Annotated in this window: 12 protein-coding genes; 6 read left to right on the top strand and 6 right to left on the bottom strand. The window is 73.0% G+C overall.

Annotated features, from left to right (window positions below; all coding sequences use genetic code 11):
* Nucleotides 1-11: 11 nt before the first annotated feature.
* From WMF11_RS17465 to rpsB, 3 genes are all read right to left on the bottom strand, one after another.
* Entirely contained in the window at nt 12-956 is a 945-nt protein-coding gene (locus WMF11_RS17465) for a polysaccharide deacetylase family protein (protein WP_437978239.1), read from the bottom strand.
* A gap of 9 nt (nt 957-965) precedes the next feature.
* Nucleotides 966-1,916: a translation elongation factor Ts gene (gene tsf, locus WMF11_RS17460; protein ID WP_437553028.1), complete on the bottom strand. Its 951-nt coding sequence runs from the start codon at nt 1,914-1,916 to the stop codon at nt 966-968.
* A gap of 221 nt (nt 1,917-2,137) precedes the next feature.
* Nucleotides 2,138-3,061, bottom strand: a complete 924-nt coding sequence (gene rpsB, locus WMF11_RS17455; RefSeq protein WP_437978238.1) for a 30S ribosomal protein S2 — start codon at nt 3,059-3,061, stop codon at nt 2,138-2,140.
* 502 nt (nt 3,062-3,563) lie between these two features.
* Here rpsB and WMF11_RS17450 point away from each other — a divergent pair.
* Together WMF11_RS17450 and WMF11_RS17445 are read left to right on the top strand one after the other, a co-directional pair.
* Nucleotides 3,564-5,666: an IPT/TIG domain-containing protein gene (locus WMF11_RS17450; protein WP_437978237.1), complete on the top strand. Its 2,103-nt coding sequence runs from the start codon at nt 3,564-3,566 to the stop codon at nt 5,664-5,666.
* Nucleotides 5,666-7,717, top strand: coding sequence for an IgGFc-binding protein (locus WMF11_RS17445; RefSeq protein WP_437978236.1), 2,052 nt, complete (start codon nt 5,666-5,668; stop codon nt 7,715-7,717). Before WMF11_RS17450 ends, WMF11_RS17445 begins: the two co-directional genes overlap by 1 nt.
* A gap of 10 nt (nt 7,718-7,727) precedes the next feature.
* Here WMF11_RS17445 and mutS read toward each other — a convergent pair whose 3' ends face one another.
* From mutS to WMF11_RS17430, 3 genes are all read right to left on the bottom strand, one after another.
* A complete protein-coding gene (gene mutS / locus WMF11_RS17440; protein WP_437978235.1) occupies nt 7,728-10,502 on the bottom strand; it encodes a DNA mismatch repair protein MutS in 2,775 nt (924 codons plus the stop codon).
* 117 nt (nt 10,503-10,619) lie between these two features.
* Nucleotides 10,620-13,550: a hypothetical protein gene (locus tag WMF11_RS17435; protein ID WP_437978234.1), complete on the bottom strand. Its 2,931-nt coding sequence runs from the start codon at nt 13,548-13,550 to the stop codon at nt 10,620-10,622.
* A complete protein-coding gene (locus tag WMF11_RS17430; protein WP_437978233.1) occupies nt 13,547-15,280 on the bottom strand; it encodes a hypothetical protein in 1,734 nt (577 codons plus the stop codon). The genes WMF11_RS17435 and WMF11_RS17430 overlap by 4 nt, the downstream gene beginning before the upstream one ends.
* Before the next feature lie 472 nt (nt 15,281-15,752).
* Between WMF11_RS17430 and WMF11_RS17425 the strand changes: the two genes are divergently transcribed.
* The 4 genes from WMF11_RS17425 to WMF11_RS17410 all read left to right on the top strand — a co-directional run bounded on the left by WMF11_RS17425 (nt 15,753) and on the right by WMF11_RS17410 (nt 23,603).
* Entirely contained in the window at nt 15,753-17,057 is a 1,305-nt protein-coding gene (locus WMF11_RS17425; RefSeq protein WP_437978232.1) for a PP2C family protein-serine/threonine phosphatase, read from the top strand.
* Nucleotides 17,058-17,454: 397 nt separating this feature from the next.
* Nucleotides 17,455-18,462 (top strand): hypothetical protein, encoded by a 1,008-nt coding sequence (locus WMF11_RS17420; protein ID WP_437978231.1) that lies wholly within the window; start codon nt 17,455-17,457, stop codon nt 18,460-18,462.
* Nucleotides 18,463-18,770: 308 nt separating this feature from the next.
* On the top strand, nt 18,771-22,832 hold the full coding sequence (locus WMF11_RS17415; protein WP_437978230.1) for a serine/threonine-protein kinase: 4,062 nt from the start codon (nt 18,771-18,773) through the stop codon (nt 22,830-22,832).
* 33 nt (nt 22,833-22,865) lie between these two features.
* Nucleotides 22,866-23,603 (top strand): OmpH family outer membrane protein, encoded by a 738-nt coding sequence (locus tag WMF11_RS17410; protein ID WP_437909506.1) that lies wholly within the window; start codon nt 22,866-22,868, stop codon nt 23,601-23,603.
* Nucleotides 23,604-23,662: the final 59 nt, after the last annotated feature.

Raw genomic sequence — 23,662 nt, 5'->3', positions numbered from 1 at the left:
CGCCCCCCGGGTCACTCCACGAGCCCGCGCTCCCGGCTCGCCTCGTCCAGCCGCACGAAGCTCGCTCCCATCCGCGCAAGGTCCTCCACGAACGCCCCCAGCGCCTCGATCCGCCTGCCCAGCGCGATCCGGAGCTCCGGCTGGTACGGCGCGAGCGCCTCGAGGCCGTCGCTCCGGTCGAGGAAGTCCATCCCGTGCAGCTCCAGGTTGACGAGCGCCTCCCCGGCGCACGCGCGCGCCAGGAGCCGCGCGCCCGCCGCGCCCGCGAGCGCCACGCTGCCGCCAATGACCGGCAGCCGGAGCCCCGGTGTCACCTGGATCGGCAGCTCAACGAAGCGCCGGCCGCCGCGCCGGTACCACGGTCGCCCCGGCCGGTACGGCCGGCGCGGCGCGGCGAGCACTCGCGGGGTGTCCAGGATCGCCGACGACCCCCTCCCCTTCACCCGCTGCACGCCCATCGCGAGCGCCTTCGCGGCGTAGTACGGCGGACACGGGAACACCGAGGAGTCGAACGCGACCCCGACGGCGTCGAGCGCGTCGAACAGCGCGTCGCTCACCGTGTACCCCGGCGCGCGGAAGCCCGTCGGACGCCGGCCGACGGCCTCCGCGATGGCCTCGGCGCCCAGCAGGACCTCCCGCGCGATCGCGGCGCGCGGGAGCCGCGAGAGGTCGTAGCGGTGCCCGTACGAGTGGTTCTCGACCGCGTGACCGGCGTCGCTCAGCGCGCGCAAGGCCGCGGCGCTCTCGGGGCGCGCGAGGTCGCGGCCGATCGCGAACAGCGTGACGGGGATGCCGTGGGAGGCAGCGAAATCAGCGATGCGCGGCAGCGCCGTGTCGTAGACGGCGCTCAGCGCGGCCGCCGCCCCGGAGCGATCCGGGACGGCGAGCCCGTGGATGGCGAAGTAGTTCGGGACCTCGTCGAGGTCGATCGAGACGGCGGCGAGGCGCCCCCGCATCGGACCGCGTCAGCTCGCGGCCATCTTCGCCACCTCGGCGGCGAAGTCGTCCTCTTTCTTGGCGATGCCCTCGCCGCGCTCGTACCGCACGAAGCGCGTGAGCTTGAGCTCGCCGCCGGCCGCCTTCGACGCCGCCTGGAGGAGCTTCTCGATGGTCTGGCCGCTCTCGCCGCGCGAGGCCGCCTCCACCGACTCCTGCTCGAGGAGCGCGACCTCCGAGTACCACTTGTTGAACTTGCCCTCGATGATCTTCGGCCACGCCGCCTCGGGCTTCGGCTTCGGATCCTCGCGCAGCTGCGCCTCGAAGATCTCCTTCTGCTTGGCCTTCAGCTCCTCCGTGACCTCCTCGCGACGGAGGACGAGCGGGCTCATCGCGGCGGCCTGCATCGCCGTCTCCTCGACGAACTTCTGCACCGCAGGGTGCTCCGCCACCGCCTGGCTCGACGCCTCGACCGCCACGAGCACGCCGATCTTGCCGCCGAGGTGCACGTACTCGTGCGCCACGCCGTGCTTGCCCGCCGGGATCGACACGCGATCCCAGCGGCGCACCGCGATCTTCTCGCCGATGCGCGCGGTCAGCTCGGTGGCCGTGTCGGCGATCGACTTGCCGCCGATCGAGAGCTGAGCCGCGTCCGCGCCGTCGGGCGCCTTCTCGACCGCCGCGAGCACGTCGCCGACGAACTGGCGGAACGCGTCGTTGCGAGCGGCGAAGTCGGTCTGGATGTTGACCTCGACCATCGTCGCGCTGCGCCGGTCGGCCGCGACCACCGCGCGGACCTCGCCCTCGGTGGCGGACGCGCCGGCCCGCTTGGCGCTCTTCGCGAGACCCTTCTTCAGGATGATCTCGACCGCCTTCTCCATGTCGCCCTCGGCCTCCGTGAGGGCGCTCTTGCAGTCGCTCATCCCCGCCTGGGTACGCTCACGAAGCTCCTTGATCGCCTGCGCATTGATGCCGGCCATGGCTCTTTCTCCTTCAACCTGAAACCTAGATAGGAAGAGGCCGCGCCGAGCGGCCCCCGTTCACCACACGTCCGACTGCTGTTGCACGAACGGCCCAGCGAGGGCGGGTCGAACCGCAGAGGCACAGAAGGCGCAGAGGCGTGAAATTTTCATTTCTGTCCCTGCGCCCTCTCTGCTCTCTCGCGGCTGCCACACCGCCCAGACGAGCAGCGACGTCGTCGTCACCGCGCCGCCCGAGCGCTGGGCCGCTCCGTCGCGGCTCGCGCCGCGCTACGACGCCTGCTGCTGGCGCGGACCGCCGCCGCGGCCGCCGCGGCCGCCCTGGTAGACGTTGATCTCGTCGCGCTGGCCGCGACCGCCGCCTGCTGCCCGCCCTCGCCGTGATCCTTGCGGCGCTGCGCGCCCTCGACGCACGCGTCCGCGACGCGGGCCGTGATCAGCCGGATCGAGCGGATGGCGTCGTCGTTGCCAGGGATCACGAAGTCGACGAGATCCGGGTCGCAGTTCGTGTCCGTGATGGCCACGACCGGGACGTTCAGCTTGCGCGCCTCGCTGATCGCGATGGACTCCTGGTGCGGATCGATCACGAAGATCGCCGCCGGGAGGCCGCCCATCCCCTTGAGGCCGCCCAGGTACTTCTCGAGCCGCTCGCGCTCCTTCTCGAGGCGGACGACCTCCTTCTTGAGCAGCTGCTCGTAGGTGCCGTCCTCCTTCATGCGCTCGAGCGTGCGCAGGCGATCGAGGCCCTGCTTGATCGTCCGGAAGTTCGTCAGGGTGCCGCCGAGCCAGCGGTTCGTGACGAAGTACATGCCCGCCCGGCGGGCCTCCTCCTGCACGATGTCCTGCGCCTGGCGCTTCGTGCCGACGAACAGCACGTGGCCGCCGCGGCCGACGGCGTCGGTCAGGAAGTCGTACGCGCGCTTGAAGAGACGCGTCGTCTGGTCGAGGTCGATGATGTGGATGCCGTTGCGCGCGCCGTAGATGAACGGCCGCATCTTCGGGTTCCAGCGCTTCGTCTGGTGGCCGAAGTGCACGCCCGCGTCGAGCAGCGAGCGGAGCGGAAGCGGGAAATCCCCCGGCTGGGGGGCGGCGGCCTGCATGGTGTCGGCCGCGGGGACGGATGCGGAGAAGCTGGTATCAGTCACGGCAGTGCCCTTTCGGTTGGTCCGCCGCTCCCCCTCCCGCGACCAACCCCATGCGCGGACAGGAGCGTCCGTGCTGATGGGGCACCGGGCCGCGGAATGCCGTGGGTGCCAGGAGAGCGTGTGGATTCGGTTCTGCGGCAGCGAAGGCGAGGATTCAGCCTCCGCTGTCCCCCTCGTCACGAGACCGCAAGAAGGGGGCGGTTTGCTACCCCGAGGCGCCTCGCTTGTCAAGCGATGAAGCCGCCACCCCGGCGTGCACGATTTCCGTGTGTTTGCGTGTGTCTCCGCGCGGTTGTCCTCGCAGCCACCCACGCAGTTGCCTTCGTGCAGTTACCTTCGTGCAGTTACCTTCGTGCAGTTACCTTCGTGCAGTTGCCTTCGTGCAGTTGCCTTCGTTGCGCCAGCTGCGCCGGTGGGACCACGCGGCGCGGAGCACGGGAACGCCGGGCCACGCCCCCTGGCGCGCCGTGGCCCGGCATCCGCGATGGCGTACACTCGCCTCGTGCGAACCGCATCACGAGGCTTTCTTACCGCACGCTTCGCTTCAGTCTGCGCAGGGCTCGCGATCGTCTCTGCGTGCATCGCCTCGGCGCCGGAGGGCATCCGCCGGCAGACCGACGGCGATGGCGGCGATTTCGGCGTGGACCCGCAGACCACGTCGACGTCATCGTCCGCCGGCGCAGGGCTGCCCGGCGGCGATCCGCACGCGCTGCTCGGCGCGGACCCGACGCACGGGCCGTTCAACGGAGGCCAGCGCGTCCTGCTCCACGGCAACGGCTTCAGCTCCCAGGTCCGCGTCTGGTTCGGCGACGTCGAGGTCGATCCGTCCGCGATCGTGCCCATCGATCCCAGCCGGGTCCAGGTGGCGGCGCCGCCGGGCGCGGCGGGCCCGGTGGAGCTCGCCGCGCAGAACGGCGACGACGCGTCGACCCGGCGAACGCTGCCGGGCGGCTACGTGTACGACGCGCTCTATGCGTCCCCGTCGAGCGGGCCGATCTCCGGCGGGACGACCATCGAGCTCGTCGGCCAGGGCACGCGCTGGAACGAGAGGACGGTCGCGAAGATCGATCAGAAGCCGTGCACGTCGCTCGCCGTCCAGGAGCCGACGCGGCTCCTGTGCACGGTGCCCCAGGGCACGCCCGGCGCGAAGACGATCTCGGTGACGACCGGCGGCGAGACGATCCTCGTGCTGGACGGCTACACCTACGAGGACAGCGAGAACGGCTACAAGGGCGGGCTCAGCGGCGCGCCGCTCGCCGGACGGCTGAAGGTGCTCGTCTACAACAACTTCACGGGTGATCCGATCCCCGGAGCGAGCGTCGTCGTCGGCACCGACACGACCTCCCCGATCGAGGTCGACGCGTCCGGCGTCGCGGTGATCGAGGACGCGTCGCTCGATTCGCCGCGCACCGTCACCGTGGCCGCGACGTGCCATAGCCCGATCTCGTTCGTCGACGTGGCGGTCGACACGGTGACCGTCTACCTGGATCCGGTGCTCACCCCCGCGTGCGGCGCGTCCGGCGATCCGCCCCCGCCAGTCGGCGGCAAGGTCGGCAGCGCGGGGGCGATCGAGGGCGAGCTCGTCTGGGACACGTCGCTGGACCCCGGGAGCGCCGCGTGGGGCAACATCCCGAGCCCGCGCCGCGACACCGAGCGAAAGGCGGCGTACCTGTTCACGACGGGCGCCGATCCGCTCGCGACCTTCAGGCTGCCGTCCGAGTTCCAGGCCATCACGCCGGAGACGTCGGGCGAGCTCGGGCACGGGTTCACGATGTACGTCGCCCCCGGCAACCGTACGATCTACGCGCTGGCGGGCCTCGAGGATCGCTCGACGACCCCGCCGCGGTTCACCGCGTACGCCATGGGCGTGGTCCGCGGGATCCCCGTGCTCCCGAACGAGTGGACGAGGGAGGTGTTCGTGCGGATCAATCAGCCGCTCGACCACGCCCTCTCGATGGACGTCAAGGCGCCGGCGAAGGGGCCGAAGGGGCCGGATCGGATCCAGGCGAACGTGTCGCTGATGATCGGCAACGACGGGTTCGCGACGCTCCCGATCGGCGCGCAGAGCCCGCTGATCCCGTTCGACGGGGGGCTGACGTTCGTCGGCGTGCCGCCGCTCGCCCGCGACCTGCTCGGCGCGAGCTACCACTCGTCCGCGCGCGCGGTGACCGGCCAGGCCGGGCTCGCGCCGCTGTCCGTCGTCGGGCGGGTCCTCTCGACCAGCACGAGCGAGCCCGTGCGCATCGGCGACTTCGTGGGGGTGCCGACGCTCGAGGCGCCCGCGCAGAACACCGCCTGGGATGGGTCCCACCTCGCGACCTCGTTCGGCGCGGGCGCGCCCGTCGATCTCAGCGTCTACGACATCGCGAGCGGAAACGGCCTCATCCGGTGGACCGTGGCCGTGCCGGCAGGGTCGCACGCCGTCGAGGTGCCGGACCTCCGGCAGCTCGGGCTCGAGCACGGCGCGCTGCCGCCGGGGCCGCTCACGATCGGGGTGTACGGGGCGCGGATCGACGGCTTCGATTACGGCAAGCTCGTCTACCGGCAGCTCAAGCCGGCAGGGATGACGGCCTACTCCCTCGACAGCTTCAACGCACACCTGTGATGAACGCCCCGCCCCACCCGACGCGAGCGCGCAGGCCGACGCGCGCACGGAAGCCAGGACGCCGCGCCCGATCGCGGCACGCTGCAGCCGCCCTCGTCGCCGTCGCCGCGGGGCTCGGGCTCGCGCCGAGCTGCTTCGACAGCGGCACGCGGTGGGGTGAGCGGCCGGAGGAGCCGCCGCTCTGCACGGCCGGCGACGTGCGCTGCGGGGCGGAGCTCGCGCGTTGCGAGGAGACCGGCGCAGGGCTGGCCTGGGTGACGCTCGACGACTGCGCCGCTCGAGGGCTCGTCTGCGCGTCGCTCGAGCTCGGCTGCCGGCCCTGCGTTCCCGCTGCGCGCTCGTGCCGCGAGCAGGACGTCGTCGTCTGCGACGCGGACGGCCGCTTCGGCCGCGTGATCGACACGTGCGACACGGAGGCCGGCGAAGCGTGCCGGAGCGGGAGCTGCCAGCAGCTCTGCGCCGTCGCGGAGCTCGAGCGGAGCAACGTGGGGTGCGAGTACTGGGCGGTCGATCTGGACAACGCGCGGATCGACGCGACAGGAAACGCGGCGGCGCAGCAGTTCGCGGTGGTGGTCTCGAACCCGCAGCCGGACGTGCCGAACGAGATCCACATCTTCCAGGACGACGGCGCGCCCGGCGACGAGCCGGCCCCGGTGGAGATCGCGAGCGCGCTCATCGCGCCGCTCTATCTCCAGGTGTTCAAGCTCGGGCCGCGCGAGGTCGATGGCAGCCCGGAGGGCGAGTACAACACGGGCACGCACACGGCGCTCACGCGGCACGCGTACAAGATCACGTCGAAGTTCCCCATCGTCGCCTACCAGTTCAACCCGCTGGAGAACGCCAACGTGTTCTCCAACGACGCCTCGCTGCTGAAGCCACGCGAGGCGCTGACGTACAGCCCGGGCGCGATGGCGACGGCGTACGTCGTCACAGGGTGGCCGCAGACCATCGCGGTCACGGACGATCCGGACACGAACTTCGATCCGCAGAACCCGATCGACCTCCGGGCGTTCCTGACCATCGTCGGGACGCGCGAGAACACGACCGTGCAGGTGACGACGAAGGCGAAGGTCGTCGGGGGCGGGCCCGTCCCGGAGACGCCGGAGGGCGGGTCGATCGAGGTCAAGCTCGGCGCGTTCGACGTGCTCAACCTGGAGAGCGGCGGGTTCAACGCGGACTTCACCGGATCGATCGTGAAGGCCGATCAGCCGATCGCGGTCTTCACCGGGAGCGAGGCCTCGGACGCGCCGCACTTCGAGGTGCTCGCGGATCGCCGCTGCTGCGCCGACCACCTGGAGGATCAGCTCGATCCGACCCGGACCGCCGGCAAGCGGTTCGCGGTGCCGCACACGCCGAGCCGGTCGCTGACCGTCAAGGAGGCCGGCGCGCGGATCGAGGCCGTGCCCGAGCCGGAGTACGTCAGGATCGTGGCGGCCAGCGGCAAGGGCGCCGTGATCGAGACGACCCTGCCGCCGCCGGACGATCGGATCACGCTGTCGGCGCTGGGCGAGTTCCGCGAGGTGACGGCGTGGGGCGACTTCATGATCGAGAGCTCCGAGCCGGTCATCGTGTCGCAGATCATGGCCAGCCAGAACGCGACGGGGGTCAAGCAAGGGCTGCCAGGCGGAGACCCGAGCCTCATCATCCTGCCGCCCATCGAGCAGTTCCGGCCGGACTACGTGTTCCTGACCCCGGACAAGTACGCGTTCGACTTCATCTCGGTGGTCGCTCCGAGGTCGGCCGTCGTGCGGCTCGACGACGCGACGCTCGGGCCGGACGAGTGCGAGATCGCGCCCGCGGACGGGCTCACGGAGGAGCAGCGCGGGGGCGGCGCGCCGTCGTTCGTCGTCTACCGCTGCCAGCTGAGCTTCGCGGCGATCGATCCGGCGCGGCAGGCGCCGGACAACGTGCTGCCCGGGATGCAGCGCGACGGCGTGCACTGGCTCACGGCCTCCGCGCCCGTGGGGCTGCTCGTGACGGGGTTCGACTCGTTCGTGAGCTACGGGTACGCGGGCGGCACCGAGCTCCGCGAGATCGCGCCGCCGGACTGAGCCGCCGCGGTCAGCCGCCGCCGCCGAGGAGCCCCTTCAGCTTGGCCACGAGCCGCAGCGCGTCGAGCGGCGCGAGCCGATCGATGTCCACGGCGCGCAGCGTCTCGATGACGGCCGACTGCTCCGGCGGCACCGCGGCCTGCGCGGGGACGAACAGGTCGAGCTGCGCGGCGCCGCCGCGCGTGCGGCCGCGGAGGGAGGCGTGCTTGCCGCCCGGCAGCGCGGCGCCCGACTCCAGCGTCGCGAGGATCGCGCGGGCGCGCGCGAGCACCCCCTCGGGGACCCCCGCGAGCCGCGCGACCGCCACGCCGTAGCTGCGGCTCGCGGGGCCCGCCTCGAGCTTGTGGAGGAAGATCACGTCGTCGCCGTGCTCGCGCGCGGCGACGGAGTAGTTCGCGATGCCCGGCGCGCGCGCCGAGAGCTCCGTGAGCTCGTGGTAGTGCGTCGCGAACAGGGCGCGGCAGCCGATCGCGTCGAACAGGTGCTCCGCCACGGCCCACGCGATCGCGAGGCCGTCGTACGTGCTCGTGCCGCGGCCGATCTCGTCGAGGATCACGAGCGATCTCCGCGTCGCGTCGCGGAGGATCTCGGCGGTCTCCCGCATCTCCACCATGAACGTGCTCTCGCCGCGCGCGACGTTGTCGCTCGCGCCCACCCGCGAGAGGATCCGGTCGACGAGGCCGATCTCCGCCTCGCGCGCCGGGACGTAGCTGCCCATCTGCGCGAGGACCACGATGAGCGCCACCTGGCGCATGAGCGTCGATTTGCCCGCCATGTTGGGGCCCGTGATCAGCCAGAGCCGCTCCCCCGAGAGATCGAGGCGCGTGTCGTTCGGCACGAAGTGCCCCGCGGCCGCGTAGCGCTCGACCACCGGGTGGCGGCCGTCGCGGATCGCGAGCGCCTCGCCCGTCGTGACGTGCGGCCTCACGTAGTCGTTGCGGTGGGCGACGTCGGCGAGGGCGGCGGCGACGTCCCACGCCGCGAGCTTGCGCGCGAGCGCGCGGAGGCGGCCCTCGCTCTTCGCGACGAGGGCCCGCAGCCGGTCGAAGAGTGCTGTCTCCCGCTCCAGCGCGCGCGCCCCGGCGTGCTCGATCTTGTCGGCGAGCTCGTCGAGCTCGTCGCTCGTGTAGCGCTCGCCGGTCGCGACGGTCTGCTTGCGGCGGAAGGTCGCCGGGACCTTGGCGATGTGCGCGCGCGTCACCTCGATGTACCAGCCGAAGACGCGCGTGTACTTGACCCGGAGCGAGGGCGCGCCCGTCTGCGTGCGCAGCTTCGCCTCGAGCGCGAGGATGAGCTCCGTCGCGTTCTTCTCCACGCCGCGCGCGTCGTCGAGCTCCTTGTCGTACCCCTCGCGGAAGATGCCGCCCTCGCGCGTGTTCGGGGGCGGCCGCTCGATCAGCGCGGCGGTGAGCTCGGCGCACACGTCGGCGACGACATCCAGCGACGCCGCCTCGGCGAGGAGCGGCTCGGAGCCCGATCCGGCCGCTGCAGCGTCCTTGCCCCGCGCAGCTGCGCCTTCCTTGCCCCGCGCAGCGGCGCCGTCGTCGCTCCGCGCCGCCGCCTTGCCGAGGTCGGGGATCGACCGGACAGCGGCGATCGCCGCCGGGGCCGCCGTGAGGCCGTCGCGCAGGAGGCCGAGGTCGCGCGGCGTGGCCTCGCCGAGGAGCGCGCGGACGCTGAGGCGCTCGAGGTCGCCGACGCCGCCGAGCGCTTGCCGCAGCTCGCCGCGGGCGCGCGGGTGCGAGACGAAGAGCTCCACCTCGTCGAGGCGCCGGCGGATGCCGGCCAGGTCCGCGAGCGGCGAGAGCAGGCGGCGGCGCAGGAGCCGGGCGCCGCCCGGGGTGACCGTGCAGTCGATGACGTCGAGCAGGGTGCCGCGGCGGCCGCCGTCCGCGGCGCGCACGAGCTCCAGGTGCGCCTGGGCCGTCTCGTCGATGCGCAGCGTGCCCGAGGTGTCGTGCGGGGCGATGCGGCGCACCGGGATGCGCGCGCCGGGGCTGCAGCGGCGCGCGAAGCGCAGCGCCCGGGCCGCGGCGCGCACCGCCGGGAGCGGGTGCTCGGCCAGCGCCGCCGCCGAGATCGGCTCGATCGCGGCGTCGTCGAGGATCGACGCGACCTGCGCGCTGTCGAGCTCCTCGTCGTCGCGCAGCGCCGCGCGGCAGGCGAGCGAGGCGGCCGCCGCGCGGACGTCCGGGAGGTCCCGGGCGATGAGCGCCTCGCGCGGATCCGCCCGGGCGAGCTCCGCGAGCAGCGTCGCGGCGTCCGGGACCGAGGTGGCCGAGAGCTCGCCGGTGGAGAGATCCAGCAGCGAGAGGCCGTAGGAGCCCCCCGCTCCAAGGGCGTCGCCGCGGGGCACGCCGCCGCCGTCGACCGCCGCCAGGTAATGGTTGGCGCGCGCGTCGAGCTGATCGGTCTCGGTGACGAGCCCCGGCGTGACGACGCGCACGACCTGCCGCGGCACGAGCCCCTTGATCTTGGACGGATCCCCGCACTGCTCGCAGATCGCCACCTTGTGGCCGAGCGCCAGCAGCCGCGCGATGTACCCGTGCGCCGCGTGGTGCGGGACGCCGGCCATCGGGGATTCGTCGGGCTCGCCCTTGTTGCGGCTCGTGAGCGTCAGGTTCAGCGCGCGCGACACGAGGACCGCGTCGTCGTTGAACATCTCGTAGAAGTCGCCCATCCGGAAGAAGAGGATGGCGTCGGGGTGGAGCGCCTTCGCATCCTCGTACTGGCGCATCACCGGGGTCAGCTTCTTCCTGGCCGCAGGCTGCTCGGACGGCTGCATCGCCGGCGTCTTAGTCTCGACCGCCGGTGAGGTCTACGCGTGATTCGCGCGTTTGTTCCGCTGTTTTCGTGGAAATATCGGCGCCGAAGCCGCAATGCCGCGGGGCCGGCAGGTGGCTCAGCGGTACCGGCGCGTCACGGCGACGTCGCGTGAGCTCAGCAGGAACAGGCCCTGGACCGAGCCGTCGGTGACGGCGAGCTGGCCCGTGGCCGGAACGAGCTGGATGGACTGCGGCTGGAGCTCCGATGTGTCGCTGATGTCCGCGAGGTCCAGGGCGAGCGGCGTGAACGCCCCCTGGGTGGTGAAGCGGAACTGCATGTCCTGCTCGGGCACGCCGCCCGTGACCGCGAACCGGAACATCGGGTTGAGGAACGCACCCACGTCACCGTCGGTGACGCGCCCGTCGCGCGGCGTATGGGCGACGCGCCCGTTGAACCGCGAGAGGCGCGTGTCGCACGAGTTGCGGCAGTAGCCGCCCGCAGGATCGGCGATCACGTGGTGCAGGAAGCCGGCGCCGTTGCTCCGGACGACCCACTGGCCCCCGGCGCGGATGTCGAGCTGCACCGAGCCGGCGAAGCAGCACGCCGCGAACCCGACCTCGTCCGTCCGCTCGAGCTCGAGGTGGTCCTCGTAGGCCTCGACGATGCGGAGCGCCGGGCGCGACGTGATGACGCTGCCGTACTTCGCGTTGCAGGTGTCGAACGAGCAGACGGCCGAGTCGACGCTCTTCCAGTAGGTGGCGTCTTCGTCCGGGAGCTCGGACGTGATCTGCGCGAAGTCTGCGAGCTGCTCGGCGCGGGTCTCGGCCTCGCCCTCCGGGACGCCCGCGGCCTTCAGCTGCGCCTTCACGCTGGTCAGGCTCTGCACGCCGCGGCGGCAAAAGCGGGCGTCGGTCCCCCTCAGGTCGAGGTCCTCGTCGAAGGCGACGGAGGCCCGGGTGATCGACGTGAGCACCCCCTCGTACGTCACGGCCCACGTCTCGTTGGCGATGTGCACCCGCGGGTCCTCGAGGTTCATCGTCAGCGCGTGCTGCGGCCCGCCGGACCTCAGCACGAGCCCCCGCTCGTCGAGCTCGCTTTCAGCGCTGTCGCTCGACGCGATCACCTCGCGCTGCACCCCCACCGCGAGCGCGAGGTCAGGCGCGGCCCCCTCGGACGGGAACGTGGCGCGCATCTTCGGGCTCTCCCCGGAGAGCGGCACGACCGCGCCGCTGCGATCGTAGAGGATCGGCAGGCCCTGCACGCCGGGCTCGATCTGGCCGGAGCCGTCGCTCGCCACGATGTAGGTCTCCGAGCGGACAGCGTGCGGGAGGACGACGTTGCAGGACGCCTCGCCGCTCGTCTCGAGCAGCGGGCTGCTCGGCGAAGCGTCCGCGTCGCAACCCGCGCGGACGCTCTGGCGCTCGGGTCCGCGGCAGGCCGCGTCGAGGTCGTCGATGTCGACGATCGCGACCTGCCCGTTCGTGAGCGCCATGTACGCGAACGTGCCCCGGAGCTTCAGCGGGCCGGCGCCGGAGTCGCGATCGCTCGACGTGCGGTACAGCGTCTCGAGGTCGCACGACGTGACGCTGCTGTCGCACGCCCTGAGCTCCGGGAGGGGGCTGCACCGGATCCCCCTCGGCACCACGCCCGTCGCCGGGAGGCTCCTCGGGACCTCGCGCTGCACGATCGCGAGATCGCGGACAGGCGCCGGCAGGCGGATGCGGTCGGGCGGCTGGAACGGGTTCCAGTCCGGGTTCTCGCGAGAGAGCGGCGATCGGCTGGACGCGTCTTCGCTGACGTCGTCGCTGATGTCGAAGACCATCACGCTGCCGTCGCCGGCGTCGACCGCGTAGAGGTAGCGGTTGAACTCGGGGGGCGACGCCTGGCTCACCGCGAGGCGCCTCGTCGTGACGACGCGCCCGGGCTCGAGCGTCGACGCGGGAAGCAGCGGGGGCTGCTCGCGCGGCTCGCAGGGCGTCGGGAGGTCGACGACGTGGATCACAGGCGCGTCGAGATCGGCGATGAACAGCCGGTCGCCGGAGAGCGCGAGCCCCGCGGGCCGGGCCTTGTCGAAGGCCTGCTCCGGGCTGGCCGCGACCGCCGGCTGAGCGCACGACACGTCGTCGGGCGGCACGTCGCCGGGCGGCGGCTCGTCGGGCGGCGCTGCCGGCGGGAGCGAGACCTGGAGAGGGACCCACCGCTCCACATCACACGCCGCGAAGCCTCCGTCCTGGTACGCCGTGTCCTCGAGCAGCTTCTGCGCGTCGATCACGACGAAGCCGCCGAGATCCGGCAGGGTCACGAGGAGCTTCTGCCGGCCGCCGCCCTCCATGGCGAGGCTCCCGTTCGACGTGGAGCAGACGTCGTCCACGAACGCGCCGGGGGGGTCGCCAGGCGGGGTTGGCTCGACGTCGTACCCGTCGTCGTTGCACGAGCTCCGCAGCTTGGCGCTGCTCTCCGGGTCCGCGTCCGGGTCCGGCGGGTCGGCGACGAGCAGCATCTCGCCCGGCGCCGAGGGGAGCGAGCAGGCCGGCCAGGAGCTGAGCGACGGGACCGGGCAGCCCTCGCGCGGCAGCACCTTCGCCGACGGGAGCGCGTAGATCCCCGCGCGCCCCGGCTCGGCGACGGCGACGAACGACGCGGTCCCCCCCGGCGTCGCGACGATGTCGACCGGCTGCGCGCCGACCGGGAGGAAGCTCGGGGCGGGCGTGCCCGTGTCCCGATCGACGATCAGCGAGGACTCGGTCGTCAGGTCGACGACCGCGACCTCGCCGTGCGCGGTCTGCGTGACGAGGCCGTAGAGGTGCGGGAGCGTGGCCCTGCCCCCGTCCTTGGCGTCGACCTCGTAGTCGGTGGACGACTCGACGGTGCCGTACGAGCAGTCCGTGATCGGCAGCGAGCGCATCACGCCCGGCTTGTTCGGATCCGGCCGGTCGATGGCGAGGCAGACGAAGGCGCTGCGGCCGGACTGCGCCAGGGCCTCGACAGGGACCGGCGTGGCCTCCGCGGCGCACCCGGCGAGCGCCAGGGCGGAGGTGGAGGCGACGAGCGCGAGGCGCGGCTTCATTGGGACTCCCGGGGCGGGACGGGCGTGCCCACCGTGAGGATCATCGTTCCGAACGTGTTCGTCTTGCGCATGTCGAGGTTGACAACGCCGAGGTACGAGTCGGTGAAATGCGCGATGTACATGAGGGAATAGGGGTCGCAGCCGGCGCTGCCCTGCTCGCGTTCGCAGCGCTTCTTGTCGGCATCGTCGCTGCGCGTGGAGCCCGTGTCGAACGCGAGCGCCTGCGGCCCGCGCCCGGTCTTGATGACGGCGTCGACGCGGCGCGCTTCCGGGTCGTAGGAGAACGCGAGCCCAGAGTCGAACGCGAGCGCGAAGACCCTCCGGCGAGGCACGCCTTCCAGGTCGATCACCTCACCGATCTCGATCCGCGACGGGTAGGCCCCGAGCACGGCGGCGTCGTGGAACCCGATCGAGTAGAACACCGAGGCCCGCTTCGCCGCGGGGACGTCCGAGTCCTTCTTGACCAGCGTCGTCGTCAGCTCGCCGATGAGCAGCGAGTTCGGGCCGCGATGCGCCACGTACACCGGGATCGGGATCTCCACGCACCGCTCGAGGCACTCGGCCGCGCCTGCGCAGCCGTCCTCGCACGCCTGCCGCTCGCTCGCGTCGAACGCGATCCCGCGGGAGTCGGTGCCGCTCGCGAGCGCGGTGATCGGCGCCGGGGTCGACTCGTACAGGCGCGGCGCGCCGCCCGAAGCGGCGTCCTGATAGCGGAGCAGGCCGAGCTCCGGCGCCGCGAGGTACGTGACCGCGAACGCCGGCTGGTCGTCGATCGCCCACCCGCCCTGCTGCAGCGCCCCGAGCACGCCCGGGCGCGGCACGGCCGCGACCTCCGTCGGCCCGAAGGCGAGATCCGTGAGGACGTGCGCGAGCTGCGGCCTCTCGTTCGCTTCCCAGCGGTTCACGATGACGCTCGCGGCGCTCTCCGTCTGGTGCGAGACGACGATGCTCGTCCCGCCCGGGCCGGCGGCGATCCCGAACGGCTCCAGCGGCAGCTTGCGCCGGATGAGCTCCTGGCCCGGGTCCTCCCCGATGCGGTGATCTCTGCTGCAGCGCTCGCCCGCCGCGCTCGCGCCGCAGTCCAGCTGGAAGCAGGCGTCGCCGTCGCAGCGCTGCGCGCCGGCGCCGTCGGACCGATCGTCGGCGACGTCGAAGAAGGTCACCGAGGGGTCGCCGCGCACGGGCACGAACAGGCGCGCCTGCCGCTCCGCGCCGGGGTCGGCGCCCTCGCCGCTGAGCGGCCTGTGCACGAGGAGGAGGTTGGACGCGAACGCGCCGATCACGGCCGAGCTCCGGACGACCTCGTCCTCGCCCTCGAGGGCGGAGATGTCGAGCGGCCCGCACGGCCCCGGGTAGAGAGACGACGCGGCGTTTGTCGCCAGCCCCACCTTATTGCACGCATCGCGCACGCTGGCGCTGGCGTCCGGCCCGCCGGGAGCGAGCGCCGACTGGAGCGTGAGCGCCCGCCTGCGCAGCCGCTGGAGATCCAGCGCCTGGACCGTGCCGCCGTTGAACTGGAGATCGAAGTCCGAGTTCGCGACGTAGAGGACCCGTCCCCCGAGAGACACCGCCAGGCCCGTCGGGTAATAGAGCCCCTCGACGGGCGGCGGGAGGCCCTCGCCCTCGACGAAGCAGCCCACGCCCCCGAGCCCGCCCACGCCCACGATCGAGGCCGCGAGGCCCACGCCAACGATGCGAGGTGTCTGGAGAAGTGTGCGGGCGAGCTTCATGCGGGCGCGGAGACTAGTCAGCACCAGGAGCACTGGCAACCCGCTCCGCTCGGTGGGTTCGTTTGCGGCGGACACGCGCCGGGCGCGGCGCTCGCAGCGGGCCTCCTGGCGAACGAGCGGCACACGCCGCTGCGAAGCCCCTCGTTTCTCGCGCGCACCTGCCGCAGCGCAGCACGCCCGCACGGCCTGCCCCGGGTGAGCGCGCACAGCCCGCCAGGCGCAGCCTCTTCGTGGCGAGGCGCGCTGCAGCGGTCGCCTGTCACGGGGTGGCGAGCCCTGCGGCGGGGTAGAGGTGGCGCTCCCCTGCGCCGGGTGGTGCCCAAGGTGCGCCCCTGCAGTGTGGGCTCCGCAGGTCAAGGTCGACCAAGATCGATCGCCGTCGTCCGTCCCCCTGCACGTTGATCTCGGAGACGCGGCGCGCCTTTGCTACGTTGGTCGCCGGGACATGGCCGATCTCGCAGCCGCCCTTGTCATGGGAATCGCCCTTCTTGGGCTGATCTATTGGTATTTTCGCTCGAACAACGGCGACCGGACCCGTCCTCGCGCGGCGACGACGCTGACGCAGGGGGGCCCAGGAGCCCAAGCCCTCGACGAGGGGGAGGGAGATCTCGAAGATTCAACGACCAGGCCAGGCGCAGCAGGGCTGCGGGGCGGCGCGCCCGCGAGCGAGAGCGCCCACGCGAAGACCGCAGGAGGTCACGGCCGCACCGAGCGGGTCTCGAGCGCCGACTGGAAGCGTTCGAACGGCCCATCGCGCCGCGACGACGACGACGCGTTCGACGACGATGACGACGACCTCACGCTGATCACGCTGGCGCCGCCGGAGGTGCTGCAGAACACGATCAAGCGCGCGAGCGTCCCGTCGTACGGCGGCGACGATGACGACGACGATGATGACGATGGGCACGAGCGCGAGGAGCCGTCCGCCGTCCCCATCATCTACGACGACGAGGCCGCCGTCGACGAGCCGACCAGCTCGTCGCCGCTCCTGCTCATCAGCGCCGTCGGCCAGACGGACCCCGGTCAGAAGCGCAAGAAGAACGAGGACTGCTACCTCTGCCTGGACGAGCACTACCTGTTCGCCGTGGCGGACGGCATGGGCGGCCACGCGGGCGGCGACGTCGCCAGCCGCCTCGCGGTCGACACGATCGCGCGCGCGTTCAAGGATCAGTCGTTCGTGGACAGCGACGCGGAGAGCCCCTACCCCGACGTCCCTCGTCGCGGCAGCGAGCTCGCGGTCGCGATCCAGCAAGCGAACCAGGCGATCTACGAGCGGGCCCACGCCGAGCGGAGCCTCACGGGCATGGGCACGACCCTCGTCAGCGCGCGGTTCTCGCCCAACAAGCAGCGCCTCTACATCGGCCACGTGGGCGACAGCCGCTGTTATCGCCTGCGCGACAACGAGCTCACGCAGCTCACCACCGATCACACGATGGGCGCCGCGGGGATCACCGGGCCGATGGCGAACCACCTGAGCCGGGCGATCGGAATCTCCCCCGCAGTCAAGGTCGATCTGATCATCGCCCGGCCCCACCCCGGCGACGTCTACCTCCTCTGCTCCGACGGCCTGTCGAAGATGACGACCCACGAGGCGATCCGCGACATCCTGCTCGCCGAGCCCGATCCCGAGAAGGCGTCGCAGGCGCTCATCGAGAAGGCGAACGCGGGCGGCGGGCGGGACAACATCACTGTCATCCTCGTCCGCGTCAGCGATCCCAAGGACCTGGCGCGGCTCGCCTCGCGCGCTGGCGCCAGCGCCGGCGCCAGCGCTGGCTGATCGCTCGCCGGCCCCCTCCCCCCTCCCCTCCAACGAGATCGACCGCGCACGGCGCTGACCGAGAGGTCCGCGCGGCCGGCGGAGCATGCCCGCCGCGCGCAGGCCATTGCAGACAGCGTGTCTGCATTGCCACGAATCCCGACGGATTCTCATGCTCCGCGCCGGTCAGCTGCCTGCGTGCGTACGGGCGAGTGGTCACGCTCGTCACGGATCCGGATCCCGCTCGTGCGCAATCGCGATTTCGCGGCCATTACCATTCACGAGCTTCGATTATCACGTCAATTGACGCCTGCCGGGATCGGCAAGAGAAGCGACGTGAGCTCTTGACGTGCTTTGCCTCGAGAGCGCTTCATGGCGGCCACGGATGGCTCGTCCAGCGGAGCCGCTGACCGGGGATATGGCACGCTCCTTTCTCTGCATGATCGTCTTCGCCTCTCTGCTGCTCAGCGCGCCATCGCGCGCGGCGGAGCCGGCACGCCGCGCGCTGCGGCTGCGCTACAGCGAGGATGCGCAAGCGGCCTCGTGCCCCGGAGAGCGCGCGCTGCGCGAGCGGATCCGGCTGCGCGTCGGGTACGACCCTTTCCGCGAGGACGCGACCGAGGAGGTCGACGTCGCGATCAGGCCTCACGGCGCCCACGTCGTCGCGACGACGACCTACCGGAACGCCGACGGGCGGGTCTCCGGCCGAGGCTTCGACCTCTCGCACGGAGACGGCGCCTGCGAGCAGCTCACCCATACCGTCGCGGTCGCGATCTCCTTCACGCTGACGCCGTTCGCGGGCGACAAGCGAGCGCCCGACGCGCCGCCTCGCCCGGAGATCGCGCCGGCGCGCCCGGAGCCCGCGAGCAGGCCCGACGAGCCGTGGAGCTCGGCGCGGGTCGGCATGGGCGCGATAGCGGGGCTCGGGGTGCCCGAGGGGCTGTTCGGCGGCGCCTCCTTTCTCGTCAGGGTTCGCTGGTCACAGAGCCTCTCCTTCTCGCTGGAGAGCCGGGGCACGTTCGTCGTCTCGAAGCCGAGCGCGCTCGGACACGGCGAGGTGTCGAGTCCGTACGCCCCGAGCCCCGGCGGGAGCACGAAGGCGCGATCGCCGTACCCGCGCACGCACACGAGCGGCGCCTTCGCTCCGTGCCTCCACACGGTCGACCTGCTCGTCACATGCGCTCTCGTCGAGGTGGGCGTTGCGCAGGTCGGCGATCGGACCACCCCCGCCGGCGACGTGTCCCTGCTGTTCATGGCGCTCGGGCTCCGCGGCGGGATCGAGCTCGCGCTCAACGACACGCTCTCGTTCTATACCCACGCCGAGGTCCTCGCCGCGCTCGGGCTCGTCGACCACCCGCTCGCCGGCGCGCTGAGACATCTGCGTCCGAGCGCTTCCCTCGGCGCCGGGCTACTCGCGGGGTTCTGAGCGCACGGAGGGCCCCGCGCGGGCAGGATGACGGTGCGGACGGCGCGGCGGCGCGGATGCTGGCTGGAATTTTCGAGCGCCGTGCCCCGATCGCGCCGCTCGTGGCGGCGCTACGCTGCGGAGCAGCACGATGACGGCGCGCGATTCGGGCTTCGGCCCAGGTCGCCCGCCGGCGCTGCGCGCCGCGCAAAACGCCTTCTCGCTGGCATGAAGACGCGAGGTTCGCGTAGCCTATCCGGACGGTGCTCCCGGAGTTCACCGACCCGACCGACCGCTTCATGATCGAAGCCCGCAGCCGAAGCGGCGGCATGGGTGATATTTTCAAGGGCACGGATCAGACCACCGGCGCCCCGGTCGCGCTCAAGGTCCTGCGCGCCGCCGCGTCGCACCAGGAGCGCGCCCGCTTCGCGCGCGAGATCTCGATCCTCGCCGATCTGCGGCACCCCAACATCGTCCAGTACGTCGCGCACGGCACCTGGCTCGACGGGCGCCTCTTCTTCGCGATGGAGTGGCTGGACGGCGAGGATCTCGGGCAGCGCCAGCGGCGCGCGCCGCTCGGCCTGCGCGACTCGGTGGAGGTCGTCCGGCGCAGCGCCGCCGCGATGGCCGCCATCCACGCCCGCGGCGTCGTCCACCGCGACCTCAAGCTCTCCAACATCTTCCTCGTCCGCGGCAAGGGCACCGCGATCAAGCTGATCGACTTCGGCGTCGTGAAGCTCGCGGTCCCGGACGACTGCCCCACCGAGCGCGGCACGATCATCGGCACCCCGCATTTCATGGCGCCCGAGCAGGCGCGCGGCGAGGCGGTCGACGCGCGGGCCGACGTGTACTCGCTGGGCGCCGTCCTGTTCCGCCTGGTCACGGGCAGGAACGTGTTCGAGACCGAGAACGCGATCGCCCTGCTCAGCCGCCTCGTGGTCGAGGACCCCCCGCGCTCGCAGCAGATCCGCTTCGACGTGCCCGAGGCCCTCGACGAGGTGCTCGCGCGCGCCATCGCCCGCGATCGCGAGCAGCGGTACGAGAACGGCGGCGAGCTGGCGCGCGCGCTCGCGCGGGTCGGGGAGCTGAGCAACGATCCCCCCGCGACCGACAGGTCCGCCTCGATCGTCCGGCGCGCGGCCGCGCAGGAGATGATGCCGAGGCCCGCCGGGCCGGGCGACGAGCGGCCGCAGGTGCGGCTCGCCAACAGCGAGCGGCGCGTGGTCGCCTGCGCGCTCTTCGAGCTGGGCGCCGGCCCGCTCCGCCCCGCGGTGGACGCCGCGCTCCGCGAGGTCCTCGGCGACGACCCGCGGTTCGAGCCGCTCCCCGACGGGAGGCTCGCCGCGGCGCTCGGGGTGGAGCGCTCGCGGGGCGACGAGGCGGCGCGCGCCGCGCGGGCGGCGCTGACCGTGGCCCGATCGACGCCGGGCGCGCGGGCCTCGGTCGCGGTCGGGCACGCCGTCCGCGGCAGGGCGACCCTCGCCGGCGAGGCGCTCGATCGCGCCGCGCAGCAGCTGGAGTACGCGGCGCCCGGCGCGGTCCGGATCGACGCCCACGCGACAGCGGCGCTGGAGGGGCGGTTCGTGGTCCAGGAGGACGCGCGCGGCGGCGTGCTCGTCCACGAGGACGCCGCCGGCTTCGACGCGCGCAAGCTCGCCGGGCTCCCCACGGCCCCCTTCGGGCGCGAGCACGAGCTCGCCAGGCTCCAGGGCATCTTCAAAGAGATCGCCGAGGGCGGCGCGCCGCGCGCGGCGCTCGTGACCGGCCCCGCCGGCATCGGCAAGAGCCGCGTCCGCGCCGAGCTGATCCAGCACCTCGAGACGGCGCCGCACGCGCCGATCATCCTGCTCTGCCGCGGCGACGCGATGAGCCAGGGCGCGGGCCTCACGGGGCTGGGCCGCGCCCTGCGCGCGCTCATGGGCATCCGCGAGTGCGAGCGCCTCGAGGAGCAGGTGCAGAAGGTGAGCGCCCACGTGGCGATGCGCCTGGCCCGCCCGCTCCGCTTCCTCGCCGGCTTCATCGGGGAGCTCGCCGGCGTGCCCTTCCCCGACGAGGGCAACGAGCCGCTGCGCGCGGCCCGCGAGAGCCCGCAGCTCATGGAATCGCGCACGCGGATGGCGGTGGAGGCGTTCTTCCGCTCGAAGTCCGAGACCACGCCGCAGATCCTGGTCATCGAGGACATGCACTGGGCCGACAGCACCACGGTCGAGCTCGTCGACTGGCTGCTCGGCTGCGCCGATCTCCGCTTCGGGGTCTTCGCCTTCGCGCGGCCCGAGCTCTCCGCCCGGTTCCCGTCGCTGTGGGAGCACCGCGACGTGACCCGCGTGACGCTCCCGCCGCTGGCCCCGGAGGCCGCGGATCGGCTCGTGGCGAGCGCCCTCCCGCAGGCCGACCCGGCCACGCGCGGCGCCATCGTCCAGCGCGCCGGCGGCTACGGGCTCTTCCTGGAGGAGCTCATCCGGTCGGCCGCGGAGGGGCGCGACGGCGTGCCGCTCAGCGTGCAGGCCCTTGTGCAGGCCCGCGTCGATCGCATGTCGAGCGGGGTGCGCGGGGCGCTGCGCGCCGCGTCCGTCTTCGGCCAGGTCTTCTGGACCGCGGGCGTCGCGGCGCTGCTCGAGCGCGCCGTGGGCGCGGAGCTCGCCGAGCTGGAGGCGGGCGAGATGATCGCGCGCCAGCTGGAGCCGCGGGTCCCGGGGCAGGTGCAGTGGACGTTCCGGCAGGCGATCGTGCGCGACGCGGCGTACGCGTCGATCCTCGAGGAGGACCGCGCCGCGCTCCACCTCGCCGCGGCCGCCTGGCTCGAGTCCGCGGGCGTCGATCCAGGGCTGATCGCGCGCCACGCCGAGGCGGGCGGCGACAAGGCGCGGGCGGCGCTGCTCTACGCGCGCGCGACGCGGGACCCGGCGGCGAGCGGCGCGGAGCTCGACGAGGCGCTCGAGCGCGCGACGCGCGGGCTCGCCTGCGGGGCCGAGGGGACCACGCGCGCCGCGCTCCTGGTCCGCCGGGCGGAGATCCTCGAGCTGCTCGGCCGCCTCGGCGAGGCGCTCGACGCCGCGGAGCAGGCGTCGCGCCTCGCGCTGCCCGGCTCGGATCTGTGGGGCGAGGCGCAGGTCGTCGCGGTGACCTGCATGATCGAGGCGGGCCAGGGCGCCGAGGGCGACGCGCGCGCCGCGTCCGCGCTCTCTCCGCAGTTCGCGGCGGCGCTCTCGCCGTCGATCCGCGCGAAGCTCCTCGCGTCGCGCGTCCGCGCCCTGGCGGCGCTGGGCCGGCCCGCCGAGGCGCTCCGCGCCGCGCACGCGGCGATGGAGACCGCGCGCGGGAGCGGCTCGACCGACGCGCTCCTCCTCGCCAGGGAGGCCCACCTGGCCGCGCTGATGCACGCCGGCGATCTGGCCGCCGCGGCCTCTCTGGGCGCGCCGCTCGTCGCGGACGCCGACGGGGCCGGCGACGCCGTCATCGCGGCAAGGGCCCGCCTGAACACCGGCTCGGCGCTGAACCAGCTCGGCCTGTTCGAGGAGGCGCAGGCGCTGCTCGATCGCGCGCTGCTCGACGCGCGGAGCCGGAAGCTCCGGGCGATCGAGGGGTTCGCGCTCCACAACCTCGGGATGTCGTACGCGCGGCTCGGCGACATCGAGGAGGGCGTCGCGCTCGAGCGCCAGGCGAGCGCGATCGCCGACGCGTGCCAGATCTCCCGCCTCAGGTTCGCCGGCCGGCTGTACGAGGCGCTCTTCCTCGTCTGGCGCGGCGCCCCCGGCGACCACGCGACCGCCCACGCCGTCGCGCGCTGGCTCTGCGAGGAGGCGGCGCACCACGCGGCCGCGCTGCAGGCGATGGCGAGCTTCGCGATGGCGCGCGTCCAGCTGGCGCGCCGCGAGCTCAGGGCCGCGGTCGACGCGGCGCGCGAGGCCTCGCGCCACCTCGCGGGTGGGCCCATCGAGGAGTGGAGCGACGCGATCCGCGTCACGCTCGTCGAGGCCCTCCTCGCGATCGGGGACGAGCGCGAGGCGAACGCCGCGCTCGACGCCGCGTTCTCCGCCCTGGCCGCGCGCGTCGAGGCCCTGCGGGATCCCCGCCAGCGCGACGCGTTCCTCCGGGGGAACGACGACGTCGGGCGTCTGATCGCCCTCGCTCGAGAGCGCCTCGGCCGGTCGCTGCCCTCGACGCAGCGGCCGCCGCACGCGGCGGACCCGTCCGCCCAGCGGGCCGCCGGGGCGCCGTCACGGAGCAAGGTCGCGAAGACCGCCGGCGCCCTGGGACGGAAGGAGCGCGCCGAGGCGCCGAGCAGCAACGATCCGGCGGCGCACCGGAGCGCGAGCCCTGCGCAAAACAAGGACGCGCACCCGGAGGGCGCGGCGGCGGCAGCGCACGAGAAGGGCGCGCCACGTTCTTGACGTTGGGTGGCCGGGTAGCTAAGGCCATCCGCGATGCGAAACAACGCTCCTGAGCGGCTCGTCGCGCGCTGTTCCACGTTCTCCACCCCTGCGCGTCCGGCCGGCGCGAGCCAGGGTGCTGCGCTGGCAGCCCGCCCGACCTCGGGCCGGTGGCTCACGGCGCGCGTCCTGCCGCTGCTCGCGGCCGCGGCGCTCGGCAGCGCGGCGCTGCTGTCGCCCGCGATCGCGTCCGCGCAGTCGAAGATCGCCGTCGTCGACGTGCGCCGCGCCATGCTGGAGACCGAGGAAGGGCTCCGCGTGCAGGCGACGCTCAAGAAGCTGTTCGACAGCCGCCAGGTGGAGCTCGACACGAAGCGCCGCGCGCTCGACGACGAGCGGGACAAGCTCGACAAGGAGGCCCAGGCGGGCAAGACGCCGAAGGACGTCCTCCAGCGCAGGTTCGAGACCTGGCAGCGGCAGGCCGCCGAGTTCCAGGCGACGACGCTCGACGCCCAGCGCGAGATGCAGCGCAAGGAGAGCGAGCTCACGACGCCGATGCTGCAGAAGGTGCTCGGCCTCCTCCGGCGCCTCGCGGCGCAGGAGGGTTACGACCTCATCCTCGACAAGTCGGCCGTGCCCTACTACCGCGCCGATCTCGAGCTCACCGATCGCGCCATCCAGATGTACAACAGCGGGCAAGCCGGCGAGGCGCCGCCCGCGAAGGGCGCGCCGCCGGCAAAGGGCGCGCCGCCCGCCGCCCCGGCGAAGCCGGCCGCGCCCGCCAAGAAGTAGCCGCGCAGCGCACGTCGCTCGCGGGGCGCTCGTGGCTCACGCCGCGCGGCGCGATATCC

This window comes from Sorangium sp. So ce295 (assembly GCF_051527405.1).
Lineage (GTDB): Bacteria > Myxococcota_A > Polyangia > Polyangiales > Polyangiaceae > Sorangium > Sorangium cellulosum_B.
Note: the sequence above shows the minus strand (reverse complement) of the source record. Positions and strands in the feature narration are given on the sequence as shown.

What these genes read in the sequence shown, in the direction of transcription:
- WMF11_RS17465 (WP_437978239.1), bottom strand. Translation starts at nt 956, where the DNA reads ATGCGGGGGCGCCTCGCCGCCGTCTCGATCGACCTCGACGAGGTCCCG.
- tsf (WP_437553028.1), bottom strand. Translation starts at nt 1,916, where the DNA reads ATGGCCGGCATCAATGCGCAGGCGATCAAGGAGCTTCGTGAGCGTACC.
- WMF11_RS17445 (WP_437978236.1), top strand. Translation starts at nt 5,666, where the DNA reads ATGAACGCCCCGCCCCACCCGACGCGAGCGCGCAGGCCGACGCGCGCA.
- mutS (WP_437978235.1), bottom strand. Translation starts at nt 10,502, where the DNA reads ATGCAGCCGTCCGAGCAGCCTGCGGCCAGGAAGAAGCTGACCCCGGTG.
- WMF11_RS17435 (WP_437978234.1), bottom strand. Translation starts at nt 13,550, where the DNA reads ATGAAGCCGCGCCTCGCGCTCGTCGCCTCCACCTCCGCCCTGGCGCTC.
- WMF11_RS17430 (WP_437978233.1), bottom strand. Translation starts at nt 15,280, where the DNA reads ATGAAGCTCGCCCGCACACTTCTCCAGACACCTCGCATCGTTGGCGTG.
- WMF11_RS17425 (WP_437978232.1), top strand. Translation starts at nt 15,753, where the DNA reads ATGGGAATCGCCCTTCTTGGGCTGATCTATTGGTATTTTCGCTCGAAC.
- WMF11_RS17420 (WP_437978231.1), top strand. Translation starts at nt 17,455, where the DNA reads ATGGCACGCTCCTTTCTCTGCATGATCGTCTTCGCCTCTCTGCTGCTC.
- WMF11_RS17415 (WP_437978230.1), top strand. Translation starts at nt 18,771, where the DNA reads ATGGGTGATATTTTCAAGGGCACGGATCAGACCACCGGCGCCCCGGTC.
- WMF11_RS17410 (WP_437909506.1), top strand. Translation starts at nt 22,866, where the DNA reads ATGCGAAACAACGCTCCTGAGCGGCTCGTCGCGCGCTGTTCCACGTTC.